The sequence below is a fragment of the Inquilinus sp. genome (assembly GCF_057815775.1).
Genome location: NZ_JBYRFX010000489.1, coordinates 1 through 14,635 on the forward strand (window position 1 = coordinate 1; position 14,635 = coordinate 14,635).

17 protein-coding genes, 1 tRNA gene and 1 other RNA gene are annotated in these 14,635 nt (G+C 69.6%); 6 read left to right on the forward strand and 13 right to left on the reverse strand.

The window, feature by feature from the left end; all coding sequences use genetic code 11:
* The coding region (locus tag AC3XYG_RS17310; RefSeq protein ID WP_489141096.1) for an SDR family NAD(P)-dependent oxidoreductase at positions 1-641 on the forward strand (641 nt) is incomplete at its 5' end.
* Positions 642-728: 87 nt separating this feature from the next.
* Here AC3XYG_RS17310 and AC3XYG_RS17315 read toward each other — a convergent pair.
* Positions 729-805 (reverse strand) — tRNA-Arg (locus tag AC3XYG_RS17315).
* A 213-nt stretch (positions 806-1,018) separates the two neighbouring features.
* Between AC3XYG_RS17315 and AC3XYG_RS17320 the strand changes: the two genes are divergently transcribed.
* From AC3XYG_RS17320 to AC3XYG_RS17335, 4 genes are all read left to right on the forward strand, one after another.
* Positions 1,019-1,456, forward strand: a complete 438-nt coding sequence (locus AC3XYG_RS17320; RefSeq protein WP_489141097.1) for a DUF4864 domain-containing protein — start codon at positions 1,019-1,021, stop codon at positions 1,454-1,456.
* Between the two features lie 188 nt (positions 1,457-1,644).
* Positions 1,645-2,487, forward strand: a complete 843-nt coding sequence (dapD, locus tag AC3XYG_RS17325; protein ID WP_489141098.1) for a 2,3,4,5-tetrahydropyridine-2,6-dicarboxylate N-succinyltransferase — start codon at positions 1,645-1,647, stop codon at positions 2,485-2,487.
* A 23-nt stretch (positions 2,488-2,510) separates the two neighbouring features.
* Entirely contained in the window at positions 2,511-3,677 is a 1,167-nt protein-coding gene (dapE, locus tag AC3XYG_RS17330) for a succinyl-diaminopimelate desuccinylase (protein ID WP_489141112.1), read from the forward strand.
* A gap of 5 nt (positions 3,678-3,682) precedes the next feature.
* Positions 3,683-4,264, forward strand: a complete 582-nt coding sequence (locus AC3XYG_RS17335) for a hypothetical protein (protein WP_489141099.1) — start codon at positions 3,683-3,685, stop codon at positions 4,262-4,264.
* On the opposite strand, the gene truA is transcribed toward AC3XYG_RS17335, so the two are convergent.
* From truA to AC3XYG_RS17385, 10 genes are all read right to left on the reverse strand, one after another.
* Entirely contained in the window at positions 4,249-4,995 is a 747-nt protein-coding gene (gene truA / locus AC3XYG_RS17340) for a tRNA pseudouridine(38-40) synthase TruA (protein ID WP_489141100.1), read from the reverse strand. The two genes, AC3XYG_RS17335 and truA, sit on opposite strands and share 16 nt — an antisense overlap.
* Before the next feature lie 8 nt (positions 4,996-5,003).
* Entirely contained in the window at positions 5,004-5,921 is a 918-nt protein-coding gene (gene fmt / locus AC3XYG_RS17345) for a methionyl-tRNA formyltransferase (RefSeq protein ID WP_489141101.1), read from the reverse strand.
* A gap of 130 nt (positions 5,922-6,051) precedes the next feature.
* Positions 6,052-6,375: a YbaB/EbfC family nucleoid-associated protein gene (locus tag AC3XYG_RS17350; RefSeq protein WP_489141102.1), complete on the reverse strand. Its 324-nt coding sequence runs from the start codon at positions 6,373-6,375 to the stop codon at positions 6,052-6,054.
* Positions 6,372-8,240, reverse strand: coding sequence for a DNA polymerase III subunit gamma/tau (locus tag AC3XYG_RS17355; RefSeq protein WP_489141103.1), 1,869 nt, complete (start codon positions 8,238-8,240; stop codon positions 6,372-6,374). Before AC3XYG_RS17355 ends, AC3XYG_RS17350 begins: the two co-directional genes overlap by 4 nt.
* A 51-nt stretch (positions 8,241-8,291) precedes the next feature.
* Entirely contained in the window at positions 8,292-8,633 is a 342-nt protein-coding gene (locus tag AC3XYG_RS17360) for a hypothetical protein (RefSeq protein WP_489141104.1), read from the reverse strand.
* Between the two features lie 52 nt (positions 8,634-8,685).
* An RNA gene (gene ffs / locus AC3XYG_RS17365) (signal recognition particle sRNA small type) lies at positions 8,686-8,784 on the reverse strand.
* Between the two features lie 55 nt (positions 8,785-8,839).
* A complete protein-coding gene (locus AC3XYG_RS17370) occupies positions 8,840-9,637 on the reverse strand; it encodes an IclR family transcriptional regulator (protein WP_489141105.1) in 798 nt (265 codons plus the stop codon).
* Positions 9,638-9,653: 16 nt separating this feature from the next.
* Positions 9,654-10,376: an SDR family NAD(P)-dependent oxidoreductase gene (locus AC3XYG_RS17375; protein ID WP_489141106.1), complete on the reverse strand. Its 723-nt coding sequence runs from the start codon at positions 10,374-10,376 to the stop codon at positions 9,654-9,656.
* Positions 10,373-11,674 carry an MFS transporter gene (locus AC3XYG_RS17380; RefSeq protein ID WP_489141107.1) on the reverse strand — a complete coding sequence of 434 codons (1,302 nt, stop codon included), beginning with the start codon at positions 11,672-11,674 and terminating at the stop codon, positions 10,373-10,375. The genes AC3XYG_RS17375 and AC3XYG_RS17380 overlap by 4 nt, the downstream gene beginning before the upstream one ends.
* A 58-nt stretch (positions 11,675-11,732) precedes the next feature.
* The gene (locus tag AC3XYG_RS17385; protein ID WP_489141108.1) at positions 11,733-12,254 is read right to left on the reverse strand and encodes a 2,4'-dihydroxyacetophenone dioxygenase family protein; all 522 of its coding nucleotides are present in this window, start codon (positions 12,252-12,254) and stop codon (positions 11,733-11,735) included.
* A 157-nt stretch (positions 12,255-12,411) separates the two neighbouring features.
* Between AC3XYG_RS17385 and tehA the strand changes: the two genes are divergently transcribed.
* Positions 12,412-13,413, forward strand: a complete 1,002-nt coding sequence (gene tehA / locus AC3XYG_RS17390) for a dicarboxylate transporter/tellurite-resistance protein TehA (protein ID WP_489141109.1) — start codon at positions 12,412-12,414, stop codon at positions 13,411-13,413.
* Positions 13,414-13,451: 38 nt separating this feature from the next.
* On the opposite strand, the gene AC3XYG_RS17395 is transcribed toward tehA, so the two are convergent.
* Both AC3XYG_RS17395 and AC3XYG_RS17400 read right to left on the reverse strand, forming a co-directional pair.
* Complete coding sequence (locus tag AC3XYG_RS17395; RefSeq protein WP_489141110.1) at positions 13,452-13,784, reverse strand: hypothetical protein; 333 nt, start codon at positions 13,782-13,784, stop codon at positions 13,452-13,454.
* A 220-nt stretch (positions 13,785-14,004) separates the two neighbouring features.
* A partial coding sequence (locus AC3XYG_RS17400; protein WP_489141111.1) for an amidase family protein occupies positions 14,005-14,635 on the reverse strand: 631 nt, incomplete at its 5' end.

Consider the following 14,635-nt stretch of genomic DNA (forward strand, 5'->3'; position numbering starts at 1 on the left):
TGATGGCGATCCCCACCCGCCATCTCACGGCCGACGGGTTCGAAATGCAGCTCGGCGCCAACCATCTCGGCCATTTCGCGCTGACGCTGCGCCTGCTGCCGCTGGTGCTGGCCGCGCCGGCGCCGCGGGTGGTCACGGTCAGCAGCCTGGCCCACCGCTCCGGCCGGATCGCCTTCGACGACCTGCAGTCGGAACGGCGCTACCGGCCCTGGCCGGCCTATCGCCAGGCCAAACTGGCCAATCTGATGTTCAGCCTGGAGCTGGAGCGCCGGGCCCGGGCCGAGGGTTGGGTGCTGCAGAGCATCGCGGTGCATCCGGGCCTCGCGATGACGGAGCTGCAGACCGCCGGGCCGGGGATGGGCCGGGCGGCGCCGAGAGTGTTCGAGCGGGCGCTGGGCATGCTGATGCCCCTCCTGGCGCAATCCGCGGCCGCGGGGGCGCTGCCGACGCTCTACGCCGCGACCATGCCGGCGGCCGAAGGCGGCGTGCTGTACGGGCCGAATGGCTTCTCCGAGATCAAGGGATCGCCCAGCCGGTCGAAGATCGCGCCGCAGGCGCTCGACCAGGCTGCCTGGCGCCGGCTGTGGGATGTGTCTGAAGCACTGACCCGCGTCACCATCGCCGGCCGGGCGGCGGCCTGAGCGGTCGTCCCGGGGCTAGGTCACCGGCCCCAAAAGCAAAAGCCGCTACACGGTGTTAGCGGCTTCGTATCGATGACCTGCAGAGAATGGCGCGCCCGAAGAGATTCGAACTCCTAGCCTTCTGATCCGTAGTCAGATGCTCTATCCAATTGAGCTACGGGCGCGTTCTGCGGGGCGTTTGCGGCGCCCCGTCTGCAAGCGGGCGGAACCTAGTCGATGCCCGCCCCCGATTGCAAGCCCCATTTTCATCGAACCGACACGAACCAAGATATGCGCCCCAGTCATGCACGGCGGGCCGCTGCCCCGCGCCCGCTTGCGGCCGCATCCGACGGGGCCATTTCCCTCGTAGAAGCGGAAACAAGGCTGGGGAGGTTATCATGCGGCTGGTGCTCGGCGCCCTCGGGCGCATCCTTTTCCTGCTTCTCCTGTTCGCCACGCCGGCGCTGGCGCAGGCGACGCCCGGGGATGCCGACAAGACCGCGATCGTCGGCATCATCCAGAAGCAGCTCGACGCCCTGCAGGCCGACCGGGCTGCGGAAGCGTTCGGCTATGCCTCGGCGACCATCCAGCACATGTTCGGCACGCCGGACAATTTCCTGGCGATGGTCCAGCGCGGCTATCCCGCCGTCTACCGGCCGAAATCGGTCGATTTTCGCGACCTGACCACGATCGAGGGCCGCATCGTACAGAAGGTGCTGTTCGTGGGGCCGGACGGGGCCCCGGTGATCGCCGACTACTTCATGGAACAGCAGCCGGACGGCAGCTGGCGAATCAATGGCTGCCAGCTGGAAACCGGGCCCGACCAGTCGGCATGACGCGAAGCCCGCCTAGGTCACGTCCCTTGCGTCCGGCGTCGCCTTCCGGCGATTCGAGGGCGGGATGCGAAGAGCGTAGCAGACCATACGCTTGAGCGGCTCCCCGCGCAGGCGGCGGCGTTGACAAGCCCGACGGCGGCGCCCCATCGTGCGGGCCCCGCCATAGTGATGACTGCCGAACCCTTGTGATGACCGACACCGCGCTGAAGACCGCCATCGAACAGGCCTGGGCCGGCCGCGAGAGCCTGACACCTGCCACCAAGGGCCCCGCCCGCGACGCCGTCGAGGCGGTGCTGGAAGGCCTCGATTCCGGCGCGCTGCGCGTCGCCGAGAAGGTCGATGGCGAATGGCAGGCCCATCAGTGGCTGAAGATGGCGGTGCTGCTGTCGTTCCGCCTGAATGACAGCCAGATCGTCGAAGGCGGCCCGGGTGGCGCCGTGTGGTACGACAAGGTGGCGCCGAAGACCCTGGGCTGGGGCGAGAACCGCTTCCGCGAGGCCGGCTTCCGCAGCGTGCCGGGCGCGGTCGTCCGCCGTTCCGCCTACATCGCGCCGGGCGTCATCCTGATGCCGAGCTTCGTCAATGTCGGCGCCCGGGTCGACAGCGGCACCATGGTCGACACCTGGGCCACCGTCGGGTCCTGCGCCCAGATCGGCAAGAACTGCCACCTTTCCGGCGGCGTCGGCATCGGCGGCGTGCTGGAGCCGCTGCAGGCCAACCCCGTCATCATCGAGGATGATTGCTTCATCGGCGCGCGGTCCGAAGTGGTCGAGGGCGTGATCGTCGAGCGCGGCGCGGTGCTGTCGATGGGCGTGTTCCTGAGCGCCACCACCAAGATCGTCGACCGCGAGACCGGCACCGTCAGCTATGGCCGGGTGCCGTCCTATTCCGTTGTGGTGCCGGGCGCGATGCCGGGCAAGCCGCTGGCCGATGGCTCACCGGGCCCGTCCCTGTCCTGCGCCGTGATCGTCAAGCGGGTGGATGAGCGCACCCGCGCCAAGACCTCGATCAATGAGCTGCTGCGCGACTGATCGTGGTGCCCCCTTCCCGTGACGTGACCGTGCCTGATCCCGTCGCCCTGACCCAGACCCTGATCCGCTGCCCCAGCGTCACCCCGGCGGATGCCGGGGCGCTGGCGGTGCTGGAGGCGGCGCTGGCGCCGCTCGGCTTCCACTGCGAGCGGATGCGGTTCGAGACGCCGGGCACGGCGCCGATCGACAACCTCTATGCCCGGATCGGCACGGCGGGGCCCCATCTCTGCTTCGCCGGCCACACCGACGTGGTGCCGCCTGGCGACGAATCGCGCTGGCGCTTCCCGCCCTTCGACGGGCGGATCGAAGTGGGCCGGATCTGGGGCCGCGGCGCCTGCGACATGAAGAGCGCGGTCGCCGCCTTCGCCGCCGCCGCCGGGCGCTTCGTCGCCGAACGCGGGCCGGAGTTCGGCGGATCCATCAGCCTGCTGGTCACCGGCGACGAGGAGGCCGAGGCGATCAACGGCACCGTCCGCATGCTGCAGACCCTGGCCGATCGCGACGAAGCGATCGATGCCTGCATCGTCGGCGAGCCGAGCAGCAGCGACACGGTCGGCGACACCATGAAGATCGGCCGGCGCGGCAGCCTGACCGGCCGGCTGACGGTCAGTGGCGCGCAGGGCCATGTCGCCTATCCGCACAAGGCCGACAACCCCCTGCCCCGGCTGGTGCGGATGCTGGCGGCGCTGAGCCCGGGGGACGGGCCGGAGATCGACGGCGGCAGCGCCCATTTCGACCCCAGCACCCTGGCCATCACCACCATCGATGTCGGCAACCCGGCGACCAATGTGATTCCGGCCGAGGGCCGGGCGGTGTTCAACATCCGCTTCAACGACACCTGGACGGCGGACAGCCTGGGCGCCTGGCTGCGCGAACGCTTCGACGCGGTCGGCGGCGACTATGCGCTGGACCTGCGCAGCGGCGCCGACAGCTTCCTGACCGCGCCGGGCGCGTTGACCGAGCGCGTGGCCCGCGCCACCGAGCGCGTCACCGGCCGGCGCCCGGCCTTCAGCACCTCCGGCGGCACCTCCGACGCGCGCTTCATCAAGGATCACGCGCCGGTGGTCGAGCTTGGCCTGGTCAACGCCACCATCCACAAGACCGACGAGAACGTGCCGGTCGAGGATATCGAGACGCTGGCCCGGATCTACCGGGCAGTGATCGAGGACAGCTTCCCGGAGCAGGGCTGAGGGTCATGCCGGTTTCTTCGGGCGACATCATCCGCGGCGTCTGGGGCGCCTGGCGCCTGGCCAAGCGCGACACCGGCGGCATGGCGATGTTCGACATCTCGCCGGATGGCGCTGCCAAGAGCTTCGTCGCGGCGGTGCTGGCGTTCCCTGCCTATATGGCGATGGAGGCCTTCCAGCTCGGCAACGATTGGGCGCTGCTGTTCCAAATGGTGCCCCTGGCGATCAGCATCCTCGGCTTCGTTGCGATCTGGCTGCTGATGCCGGCGGCGCTGACCTGGATCCTGCCCTGGCTCGATCGTGGCCGGCGCCTGCCCGAAACCATCGTCGCCCTGAACTGGGCGGCGCTGCTGATGACCTTCGCCCAGCTGATCCTGGTGGCCCTTGCCGCCGCCGGCCTGTTTCCCGGGCCCCTGGCCATCGTCGCCGGCGTTGTGGTGGCGGTCGGCTGCTACCTCTATGAGGGCTTCGTGCTGCGCACCGCCGCCGAGATCGATGTGTCTTACGCAGCCGGGCTGGTCGTGTTCGATGCCGTGACGGGATACCTGCTGGACAGCTGGATCACCGTGGTGCTTCAGACGTCCCTGTAGCGCACCCACAGGAAGCACAGCCCATCCGGCGGCGCGGTCGGCCCGGCGACGGCGCGGTTGCGCGCGGCCAGCACCTCGGCCACCCAGCCGGGCGGGCGCTTGCCCTCGCCCACCAGCTTCAGCGTGCCTGCGATGTTGCGGATCTGGTGATGCAGGAAGGACCGGGCCTCGGCCTCGATCTCGACCGCGTCGCCGCGGCGGATCACATCCAGCCGGTCGATCGTCTTCACCGGCGACTTGGCCTGGCATTCCGCGGCACGGAAGCTGCTGAAGTCGTGATGCCCGACCAGATGCTGCGCCGCCGCATGCATCGCCGCGGCGTCGAGCGGCCGGATCACCTGCCAGGCGCGCCCGGATTCCAGCGCCAGCGGCGCCCGCCGGTTGACGATGCGGTAGCGATAGGCGCGCTGGATCGCCGACATCCGGGCGTCGAAGCCCTCGCCCGCCACCTCCGCCGCCAGGATCGCGATCGGCAGCGGCTTCAGATGCTGGTTGATCGCGTCGCGCACCGTGTCGAGCATGGTCGGTCGGACGATGTCGACATGCGCCACCTGCCCCGCTGCATGCACCCCGGCATCGGTGCGGCCGGCGGCGGTGATCCGCACCTCCTCACCGCAGAAGCGGAACACCGCCTCCTCGATCGATTGCTGTACCGACCGGCCGTTGATCTGGCGCTGCCAGCCGACGAAGGGCCGGCCGTCATACTCGATGGTGAGCTTGTACCGCGTCATGCGCCCACTCAGCCCAGCCTGGTGCCGGGCGGGATCGGGAAGCCGTTCAGCAGGTCACGCGCTGGCACCGGCGCCTTGCCCGGGCGCTGCAGCCGGGTCAGCCGCAACGCGCCCTGGCCGCAGGCGACGGTCAGCGCATCGTCCAGCACTGTGCCGGGCTCTCCCGAGCCGTTCATCGGCGTTGCCGCCAGGACCTTGATCCGCTCGCCCCCATGCTCGAACCAGGCGCCCGGCTTCGGCGTCAGCGCCCGCACCTGGCGGCCGATTGCGGCGGCATCGGCCCAGCCGATCCGGCCATCCTCCGGGGTGATCTTGGCGGCATAGGTGACGCCGGCCTCCGGCTGCGGCGTCTCGGCCGCCCGCCCCGCGGCCACGGCGTCGAGCGCCGGGCCGATCAGCCGGGCGCCCAGGGCGGCGAGTGTGTCGTGCAGGGTCGGCGTCGTCGTGTCCGGGCCGATCGCCACGCGCTCGGCCAGCAGCATCGGGCCGGTGTCCAGCCCGGCCTCCATCCGCATGATGGTCACGCCGGTCTCGGCATCGCCGTCCAGGATGGCGCGGTGGATCGGTGCGGCACCGCGCCAGCGCGGCAGTAACGAGGCGTGGATGTTGAAGCAGCCGAGCCGCGGCGCATCGAGCACGGCGCGCGGCAGGATCAGCCCATAGGCGGCGACCACGGCGGCGTCGAGGCCGAGGGCAGCGAACTCCGCCTGGGCCTCCGGCGTGCGCAGCGTGACGGGGTGGCGGACCGGCAGCCCCCGCCCCTCCGCTATCAGCTGCACCGGCGAGGGCTGCAGCTTATAGCCACGGCCGGACGGGCGCGGCGGCTGGCTGTAGACGGCCGCGATCTCATGCCCGGCTTCGATCAGGGCAAGCAGCGCGGGCACCGCGAAATCCGGCGTGCCCATATAGGCGAGGCGAAGGGGCATGGACGCTCGATTTGGCCCTCTTTCATTGCCATTGCCGGGCTTGACCCGGCAATCCAGAGGGTCTCGACAGTGTCTGGATGCCCGGGTCAAGCCCGGGCATGACAGGAAAAGATAGTGCGGACGGAATCGCTCAGAACGGCAGCTTCATGCCGGGCGGCAGCTTCAGCCCGCCCATCAGCTTCGAGGTCTCTTCCTGCACCGCGGCCTCGACCTTGCTCTTGGCGTCGGCGAAGGCGGCGACGATCAGGTCTTCCAGCACTTCGATCTCGTTCGGATCGGCCAGCTTCGGGTCGATCTTGAGCGAGCGCAGATCGCCCTTGCCGTTCAGCACCACCGCAACCATCCCGGCGCCGGACTGGCCGGGAACCACGATATCCGCCAGGCGGTCCTGCATCTCGGCCATCTTGGCCTGCATTTCCTGCGCCTGCTTCATCATCTGTCCGAGATTCTTCATGCCTCTCGCGGCTCCTCTTCATCTGTGGCGGGTTCGTCTGCGGGCATCGGTTCGGCGCCCGGCAACGGTTCGTCGTCCTGCGCCAGCGGGTTGCGCAGGTCGCGGATCACGGCACCCGGGAAGGTGGACATCACCGCCTTGACCAGCGGGTGCTCGGCCGCCTGGGCCAGGGCGTTCTCGCGGTCGGTGCGCGCCTGCTGGGTCATGGTCGGCGCGCCGTCGGAGCCGGAGATGTCGACCACCCAACGCTCACCGGTCCAGTCGCGCAGCGCGGTGCCGAGCCGGCTGGCGAGATCCGGCGGCGCCGATTCATGCGGCCGGAACTCCAGCCGCCCGGGCTCGAAATGCACCAGATGCACCGCGCTCATCAGCTGGCCGTGCAGCACCACGTCGCGGGCGGCAGCGAGCTGCACAAGCTCGTCGAAGCTCTTCGGATCCGCCCGCAGCACCGGCTTCGGCGCCGCCTGGACGACGACCAAAGCAGGCGGCTGAACCGGCGCCGGGGCCGGCGCGGACGCCATCATGACCGGAGCCGGCTCGCTGGCCACCAGGGTCAGGCCGCCGCCTGCCGCCATCCGCGCCCCGCCGCCACCGGAGGGCGGTGGCGCAGCCGGAGCGGCCGACACCGCGCCCTGGCTCTGCAGGTCGCCGAATTTGCGGATCAGCTCGCCCGGGCTGGGCAGGTCGCTCATATACAGCAGGCGGATCAGCACCATCTCCAGCGCCGCCTGCGGGCTGGGGGCGGACTGCACCTCCCCCACCCCCTTCAGCAGGGTCTGCCAGGCCCGGGTCAGGGCCGGCAGGGTCAGCTTTTCCGCCAGGGCGCCGCCATGCTTGCGCTCGACCTCCGGCACCGCGGTATCGTCCAGCACCCCCGGCACCATGCGGGCGCTGGTGACGAAATGCACGAAGTCGAGCAGGTCGCTCAGCACCGCCTGCGGGTCCGCCCCGGCCCGGCGCGCCGTCTCCAGCCCGTCGAGCATGCGCGGCCCGTCGCCGGCGAGGGCGGCTTCGAGGATCTCGACCACGCTCGAGCGGTCGGCCAGGCCCAGCATCTCGCGCACGCTGGCAGCGGCGATGAACGGCTTGTCGCCGACCGGTGTGCCCTGGGCGATCGCCTGGTCCAGCAGCGACAGCCCGTCGCGGGCCGACCCGTCGGCGGCGCGGGCGATCATGCCGACCGCCTCCGGCTCCGCCGCCACGCCTTCCTTGTCCAGGATCTCGCCGAAATAGGCCTGCAGCTGCTCCGCCCCGATGCGGCGCAAATCGAAGCGCTGGCAGCGCGACAGCACCGTCACCGGCACCTTGCGGATCTCGGTGGTGGCAAAGACGAATTTCACATGCGGCGGCGGCTCTTCCAGCGTCTTCAACAGCGCGTTGAAGGCGTTTTTGGAGAGCATGTGGACTTCGTCGATGATGTAGATCTTGTACCGCGACGCCACCGGGCCGTAGCGCACGCCGTCGATGATCTCGCGGATGTCGTCGACGCCGGTGCGGCTGGCGGCGTCCATCTCCATCACGTCGACATTGCGGTCGGCCAGGATGGTGCGGCACGGCTCGCACACGCCGCAGGGATGCGCAGTCGGCCCGCCCTTGCCGTCCGGCCCGATGCAGTTCAGCGCCCGCGCCAGGATCCGCGCCGTGGTGGTCTTGCCGACGCCGCGCACCCCGGTCAGCACGAAGGCATGCGCCAGCCGCCCCGACGCGATGGCGTTGGTCAGCGTGCGCACCAGCGCATCCTGGCCGATCATCTCGGCGAAGGTGGTCGGCCGGTATTTGCGGGCGAGCACGCGATAGGCCCCGGCCTTGGTCGGCTGGGACGTGTCGCTGGGCTCGATCAGGGGCAGGGCTGCGTCATCGCTCATGGCGCGGGATCATAGGGAATGGGGACGGCGGCCGGAAGGATTAAGAGACCGTCACGCGGCCTGCCCGATCAGGCGGCGATAGACGGCGTCGAGGTCGCTGTCTTCATCGACCACCACCATCGCGGAATCGGGCTCGGCCAGCAGCGCACCGCTGGTTGCGGCCACCCCGCCCTTCGGGCACAGGCCGAAGCAGCCGACCGGGACGATGCGAATGTCGCGGCGCAGCCCGTCGGCCTTGAGGCGATGCTTCAGCCAGCCGCGCACATCGCCTTCGGGCGTCACATCCGCCTTGCAGCGGCCTTCGCATTTCTTGCAGACGAACACCACATCGCGGCGCCAGGGCGCGGAAACGACGCACGCTTTGCCGGCCGCCTGGCGGTCGGGCTTGCTCATGACCTTCTCCGGACTCGGATGAAGAGAGAGTGGTCGCTGGTGCGGAGCGACAGGTGGGAGACCGAACGGCGACCCGTATCGAAACTCGTTACGGCTGCTTCCTTCCGGATCTGACCGGGTTCGCGAGGGACACGCCCGCCGCCGATCTCCCGCGCCCTATATCGGGGTTCCCGGCGCGGGAGGCAAGTGTGGAATTCACAGATCGTTCATCCGCCGCGGCGCACGCCCTCCGCCACCAGCCCGGCGATGCGGCGGCAGCAGGCCAGCAGCGGCACGGTGTAGCGGTCGGGGTCGTCGATCGCGGCGCGGTATTTCGGGATGCTGATGCTGATGCAGCCGATCGCGGCGCCCCCCGCCACGCCGATCGCGGCGCCATAGCACCAGATATCCGGCTCATTCTCCTCGGCATCGACGGCGTGGCCCAGCGTGCGGACGCCCGCGATCTCGGCCAGCAGCGCCGCGGGCGTGGTCCGGGTCTGCGGCGTCATCGCCACCAGGTCGAGCGGCCGCGCCAGCGCCGCGGCCTCATCGGGCGGCAGCGAGGCCAGCCAGGCCTTGCCGACGGCGGTGGAGTGGATCGGCATGCGGGTGCCGATGCGCGACGCCATGCGCACCGCCTGCGGGCTTTCCAGTTTGTCGACGACGATCATCTCGCCGCCGCTGCGCACCGCCAGATGCACCGTCTCGCCGGTCGCATCGCGCAGCGCCGCCAGTTCGGCCGCGGCGAGGTGGCGCAGTTCGAACCGGTCCCAGGCACGGCCGGCCAGCGCCATCAGACGCGGCCCGAGCCCGAAGGCACCACCCCCGGGCGTCTCGAACAGCATGCCCTCGGCCGCCAGCGCCGCGACGATGCGGTGGACGGTCGGCCGGGGAAAGCCGGTGGTGCGGGCGATGGCGGCGACCGGCAGCGGCTGGACGGCGTCGGACACCGCCTGCAGCACCGCCATCGCCTTGCCGAAGGCGGCCGCGCCCTGCACCGAAGCCGAACCGCCCTGCGCCATCATCCCCTCGCCCGCTCCATCAGGAGACGAGATAGCCGCCATCGACGGGCAGCGCCACGCCGGTGATGAAGCCGGCGGCGGGGCTGCACAGGAAGGCGACGGCCTGGGCCACATCCTCCGGCCGGCCCCAGCGGCCCAGCGGCGTGCGCGCCAGGATGGGGCCGGAGCGGCCCGGATCGTCTTGCAGCGCCTGGGTCAGCGGCGTGGCGATCCAGCCCGGCGCCACCGCGTTCACCCGGATGCCGTCTTCGGCATAGGCGATGGCCAGCGACTTGGTCAGCTGCAGCACGCCGCCCTTGCTGGCGCTGTAGCCCGGCACCAGCCCGCCGCCGAAGAAGCTGAGCATCGAAGCGGTGTTGACGATGCTGCCTCTGGCTTGGCGCAGCAGCGGCCGGGCGGCGGTGCACAGCCGCATGGTGCCGGTCAGATTGACCGCCAGCACCTGGGCGAACACCGCCGGGTCGTGCTCCTCGACCCTTCGGATCACCCCGGCGCAATTGACCAGGATGTCCAGCCGGCCGAGGCCGCCGACCAGGGCGTCGACCGCGGCCGCGTCGGTGACGTCGAGATCCGCCAGGTGCACGCCATGCGGGACCGCGACGTCCCGGTCCGGCGCCAGCCCGGCGGCGATCACGTTGGCGCCCAGCCGGGCGAGTTCGGCGGCGACGCCGGCACCGATGCCCTGGGTGCCGCCGGTGACCAGCGCCGTCTGGCCGGCGAAGAGATCGGCCTGGAAGGTCATGCGTACCGGCTTTCACGAGCGGCGGCGCCGCGATCCGCCACCGGCTGGCGCACCAGCACCACCAGCGCCACCGCGCCGACGCAGGCGACCGCGGCGCTGATCAGCAGCGCGTTGACGAAGGACCCGGTCTGGTCGAGCACGAAGCCGGTGATGATCGGGGCGAAGGATCCGGCGAAATAGCCGCCGAAATTCTGGATGCTGCCCAGCGACGCCACCTGGCGCGACGGCGCCGCGACGCTGACCAGCATCCAGGCGGTGGAGCTGGCGTAGTTGATGCAGAACATCGCCAGCGAGATGTAGGTGACCGCCCAAGTCAGGTCGGGCGTGTAGGCCGCCGGCAGGGTGAAGATGGCGCCGCCGACCAGCCCGGCCGCCATCGGCCATTTGCGGCTCGCGATGGCGCCGACGCCGCGGGCCAGCAGGAAATCCGCCACCCTGCCGGAGCACAGCATGCCGAGCGCGCCGAAGACATAGGGGATGATCACGACCCAGCCGGTCCTGGCGATGCTGAGATGCCGCTCATGCTCGAGATAGCCGGGCAGCCAGGTCAGGTAGAGCCAGACCATGTAGACCACGCCCATGAAGCCCAGCACCATGCCCCAGGTGGTGCGGTGGCCGAACAGCCCGATCCAGTCGGCGAAGCTCTGCCGCGGCACGGCCTGGACCGGTCGGCCCTCATCGAGATACGCCCGCTCCGGCTCGGTCAGTGCCACTTCGCTGCGGTTGCGGTACAGGAGGTACCAGCCGATGGCGACGATGATGCCCAGCGCGCCCATGAGCAGGAACATCGGCCGCCAGCCGAAGGCCTCCATGATCACGGTCAGGATCGGCGGCGCGATCGCCGGCCCGATGCAGGAGGAGGCGACGAAGATGCCGGTCGGCAGGCCGCGTTCCCGCGGGGTGAACCATTCGCTGATCACCTTGGCCCCGGCCGGGAATTGCGGCGCCTCGCCGACACCGAGCACCGCCCGGGTGGTGACGAGCTGGGTCAGGGAATTTGCCAGGCCGCCGGCGAACTGGGCCAGCGACCAGAAGAACATGCCGGCGCCGAGCATGACGCGGGCGCCGAAGCGGTCCAGCAGCGCGCCGACCGGCAGCTGCGAGAAGGCATAGGTCCAGGAGAAGGCGGAGAGCAGCAGCCCCATCTGGGTGCCCGACAGGCCGAGTTCGCCCGATATGTCGTGGTTGGCGATCGAGAGCGTGCTGCGGTCGAGATAGTTGACGATGCCGGCCGTGGTCAGGAAGGCGACGGCGGTCCACTGGATCCAACGGATCCGCGGCGGCTTGCCGGAAGACATGAAGCGTTCCCTCGAGAGAGTTGGTCTTGTTATGGTTTTCGGATCGGCGCCGGGCGCGTCAGCGGATGAACTGCTTGACGTAGTCCTCGCCCAGCCCGACCGCGGTGTAGTGCTTGCGGCACAAGTCCAGCTTGGTGAACACGTCCTCGTAGCCGGTGTGCTTGCCCCAGGGGTCGACGTAGTACATGACGCCGTTGACCTGGAAGAAGGTGATCATCTCCTCGACATCCTCGTCGACCACCAGGGTGTGGGTCTCGCCCGGCGGCTCGAAGACGTAGCTGCCCTCGGTGGCGACCCAGTCATGCTCGAGATAGCGCCAGCGCCCCTTCAGCACGAAGCCATGCACCGGGCCGGGATGGCGGTGCCGGCTGAGCACGCCCGACTTCCGAACCCGCAGCAGGTTCATCCAGTAACCACTTGAAATATTGAGACAGAGCGGCCGGAACCAGACGTTCTCGGCCTGCGGCACCCACACCCGCTCATCTTGCGGCACGGCATCAGGCACGACGATATCGGCCAGCGCCTCCGGCGGATTCGGATACTGGTACGGCATCCGCTTGATCTCGTCTTCGGTCGGCATGGCGTCCTCCAGTGCCCATATTGTGGACATCTATTCCATATTGTGGAGATACAGCTGACCCAATCCGCGCAAACTGTCAATGCCGGACAAATCAAAGCGGCCCGCAGCCGCGCTCCTGCCGTATGATCCGGGGTCGGTGGTTTTCCAGGATGATGCGATGGCCCTCCGTCTCACCGTGCCGGTGGTCCCGGCGTCCTTCTTCGGCATGGTGCTGGGGCTGTCCGGCCTGGGCGGGGCCTGGCGGGCCGCCCATCAGGTCTGGCAGCTGCCGGCCGCGATCGGCGAGGCCATCGTCGCCCTCTCCGCGCTGGTCTGGGCCGGGCTGGTCATCCTCTACGCCCTGAAATGGCTCGTGGCCCGCGAGGACGCGCTGAGCGAGCTGGCCCATCCGGTGGCGTGCTGCTTCATCGGCCTGGCCGGCGTGGCAACGCTGCTGGTCGCGGGCGGTGCCCTGCCCTATTCCCGGCCGCTTGCGACGGTGCTGTTCGGCATCGGCGCCGCCGTGACCCTGCTCTTCGCGATCTGGCGCACGGGCGGGCTGTGGCAGGGCGATCGTGACCACGCCACGACAACGCCGGTGCTGTACCTGCCGACCGTGGCCGGCAGCTTTGTCACCGCGGCGGTGGCCGCGGCGCTCGGCCATCCCGATTGGGGCCAGCTCGCCTTCGGCGCCGGGCTGTTCTCCTGGCTGGCGATCGAATCGGTGCTGATCCATCGTCTGCTGACAGCCGTGCCGCTGGTCCCGGCCCTGCGGCCGACGCTCGGGGTGCAGTTGGCGCCGCCGGTGGTCGGGGCGGTCGCCTATCTCGGCATCACCCAGGGGCCGCCGGACATGGTCGCCCATGCCCTGCTCGGCTACGGGCTGCTGCAGGCGCTGGTGCTGCTGCGGCTGGTGCCCTGGATCCGGGAGGAGAAGTTCGGGCCGTCCTACTGGGCCTTCACCTTCGGCGCCACTGCCCTGGCCATCGCGCCGCTGCGGATGGTCGAGCGCGGCGACATCGGCCTGGTGGCGTGGCTCGCGCCGATCCTGTTCGCGGGCGCCAACCTGCTGGTCCTGCTGATCCTGGCCGGGACGGTCAAGCTCGCCTGGCAGCGCCGGCTGGTCGCCAAATCCGTGACCATCCCGCTCGGCCGGATGAAGCCGACCAAGGCGGCATAAGCCCGGAATCGACAGTTCGTCTTTCGATCCGCCCGGATCTATCGCCCATAGGAGATGCTGTGGCTGCAGTGATAGCGCCCTGCGGGATCGCTGAGCCTCAGGGCGTATACCTGCTCCCAGGTCGCATCCCAGGAGCCTTCTTCACTCAGAGGCACAGGGGTCCAGTCAGGCCCAGTCTTGAAGACCCGCCAAATGGGAAGATTGGTGACGGCAAACGACTCAAAGACGGCGTCGAGAAAGGATTTGAACCAGCCGGAGTCCATGCCCATCCATATGTGCTGACCATCGGCGGCGCCATCCGTGATGAAGATTCCCCACGGGGAGTCCGGCCCGAAACCGTGCTCGCAATAGGCCACTTCCTGTGGGCTCATCCCAGAACACGATCCAGCAGGGATACTCCTGGCCCGGTGGGCCATAGTCCCAGCCGCGGAGATCCACGCGAGGCTCAACCAGCCCCTGCCGAATGCAATTCAAGACCCTCGCATCCGACAGGCTTGCCAGTTCTTCCTCGATCAATGCCTTCAGGGTGCCTGGATCGATGGCCATGCCAATTTGTATCGCCTGGTCCGGCATCTGACAAATGGCGGCGCCTCAAAGCACTGGCCACGGCCGCTGCGGGCCGCGGCGGTCTTCATAGGCCTGGGCCAGCTGCAGCACGCCGTGATCGTCGAAGCGGCGGCCGACGATCTGCAGGCCGATCGGCAGGCCGGCCTGGGTGAAGCCGCAATTGATCGACACCGCCGGCTGTTCCGACATGTTCCAGGCCACGGTGTAGCCGATGTGTTCGAACGGCTTGTCCGGGTCGTTCAGCGGCGACGCCCAATCGGCCGGGAAGCCGGCGACCGGCGCCGTCGGCGACAGCACGAAATCCAGCGATTCGAACAGTTTGGCGGCCGTCTTTCGGATCTCCATCGTCCGGTTGAAGCCGCGCATCACGGCGAGGCCCGAGCGTTCCGCGCCCGATTCCGCCCAGGCGCGGATATAGGGCAGGATCTTCGCCCGGTCCGCCTCCGCCAGCCGGGACACGTCGTCCCAGGAGCGCGCCCGCCAGAAATCGTCCAGCCCGTCCAGGATCTCGCGGGTCAGGATCGCCGGCACCGGCGTGACGATCGCTCCCTCCGCCTCCAGTAGCCGGGCGGCGGCGGTCACCGCCTGCCCGACCTCCGGATCCAGCGCCATGCCGGCGCCGATCTCCATCATCAAGCCGATGCGCAGGCCCTTG

Excerpts from the sequence above, each read along its gene's own strand:
- AC3XYG_RS17320 (WP_489141097.1), top strand. The coding sequence starts at position 1,019 with ATGCGGCTGGTGCTCGGCGCCCTCGGGCGCATCCTTTTCCTGCTTCTC.
- dapD (WP_489141098.1), top strand. The coding sequence starts at position 1,645 with ATGACCGACACCGCGCTGAAGACCGCCATCGAACAGGCCTGGGCCGGC.
- AC3XYG_RS17335 (WP_489141099.1), top strand. The coding sequence starts at position 3,683 with ATGCCGGTTTCTTCGGGCGACATCATCCGCGGCGTCTGGGGCGCCTGG.
- truA (WP_489141100.1), bottom strand. The coding sequence starts at position 4,995 with ATGACGCGGTACAAGCTCACCATCGAGTATGACGGCCGGCCCTTCGTC.
- fmt (WP_489141101.1), bottom strand. The coding sequence starts at position 5,921 with ATGCCCCTTCGCCTCGCCTATATGGGCACGCCGGATTTCGCGGTGCCC.
- AC3XYG_RS17350 (WP_489141102.1), bottom strand. The coding sequence starts at position 6,375 with ATGAAGAATCTCGGACAGATGATGAAGCAGGCGCAGGAAATGCAGGCC.
- AC3XYG_RS17355 (WP_489141103.1), bottom strand. The coding sequence starts at position 8,240 with ATGAGCGATGACGCAGCCCTGCCCCTGATCGAGCCCAGCGACACGTCC.
- AC3XYG_RS17360 (WP_489141104.1), bottom strand. The coding sequence starts at position 8,633 with ATGAGCAAGCCCGACCGCCAGGCGGCCGGCAAAGCGTGCGTCGTTTCC.
- AC3XYG_RS17370 (WP_489141105.1), bottom strand. The coding sequence starts at position 9,637 with ATGATGGCGCAGGGCGGTTCGGCTTCGGTGCAGGGCGCGGCCGCCTTC.
- AC3XYG_RS17375 (WP_489141106.1), bottom strand. The coding sequence starts at position 10,376 with ATGACCTTCCAGGCCGATCTCTTCGCCGGCCAGACGGCGCTGGTCACC.
- AC3XYG_RS17380 (WP_489141107.1), bottom strand. The coding sequence starts at position 11,674 with ATGTCTTCCGGCAAGCCGCCGCGGATCCGTTGGATCCAGTGGACCGCC.
- AC3XYG_RS17385 (WP_489141108.1), bottom strand. The coding sequence starts at position 12,254 with ATGCCGACCGAAGACGAGATCAAGCGGATGCCGTACCAGTATCCGAAT.
- tehA (WP_489141109.1), top strand. The coding sequence starts at position 12,412 with ATGGCCCTCCGTCTCACCGTGCCGGTGGTCCCGGCGTCCTTCTTCGGC.
- AC3XYG_RS17395 (WP_489141110.1), bottom strand. The coding sequence starts at position 13,784 with ATGAGCCCACAGGAAGTGGCCTATTGCGAGCACGGTTTCGGGCCGGAC.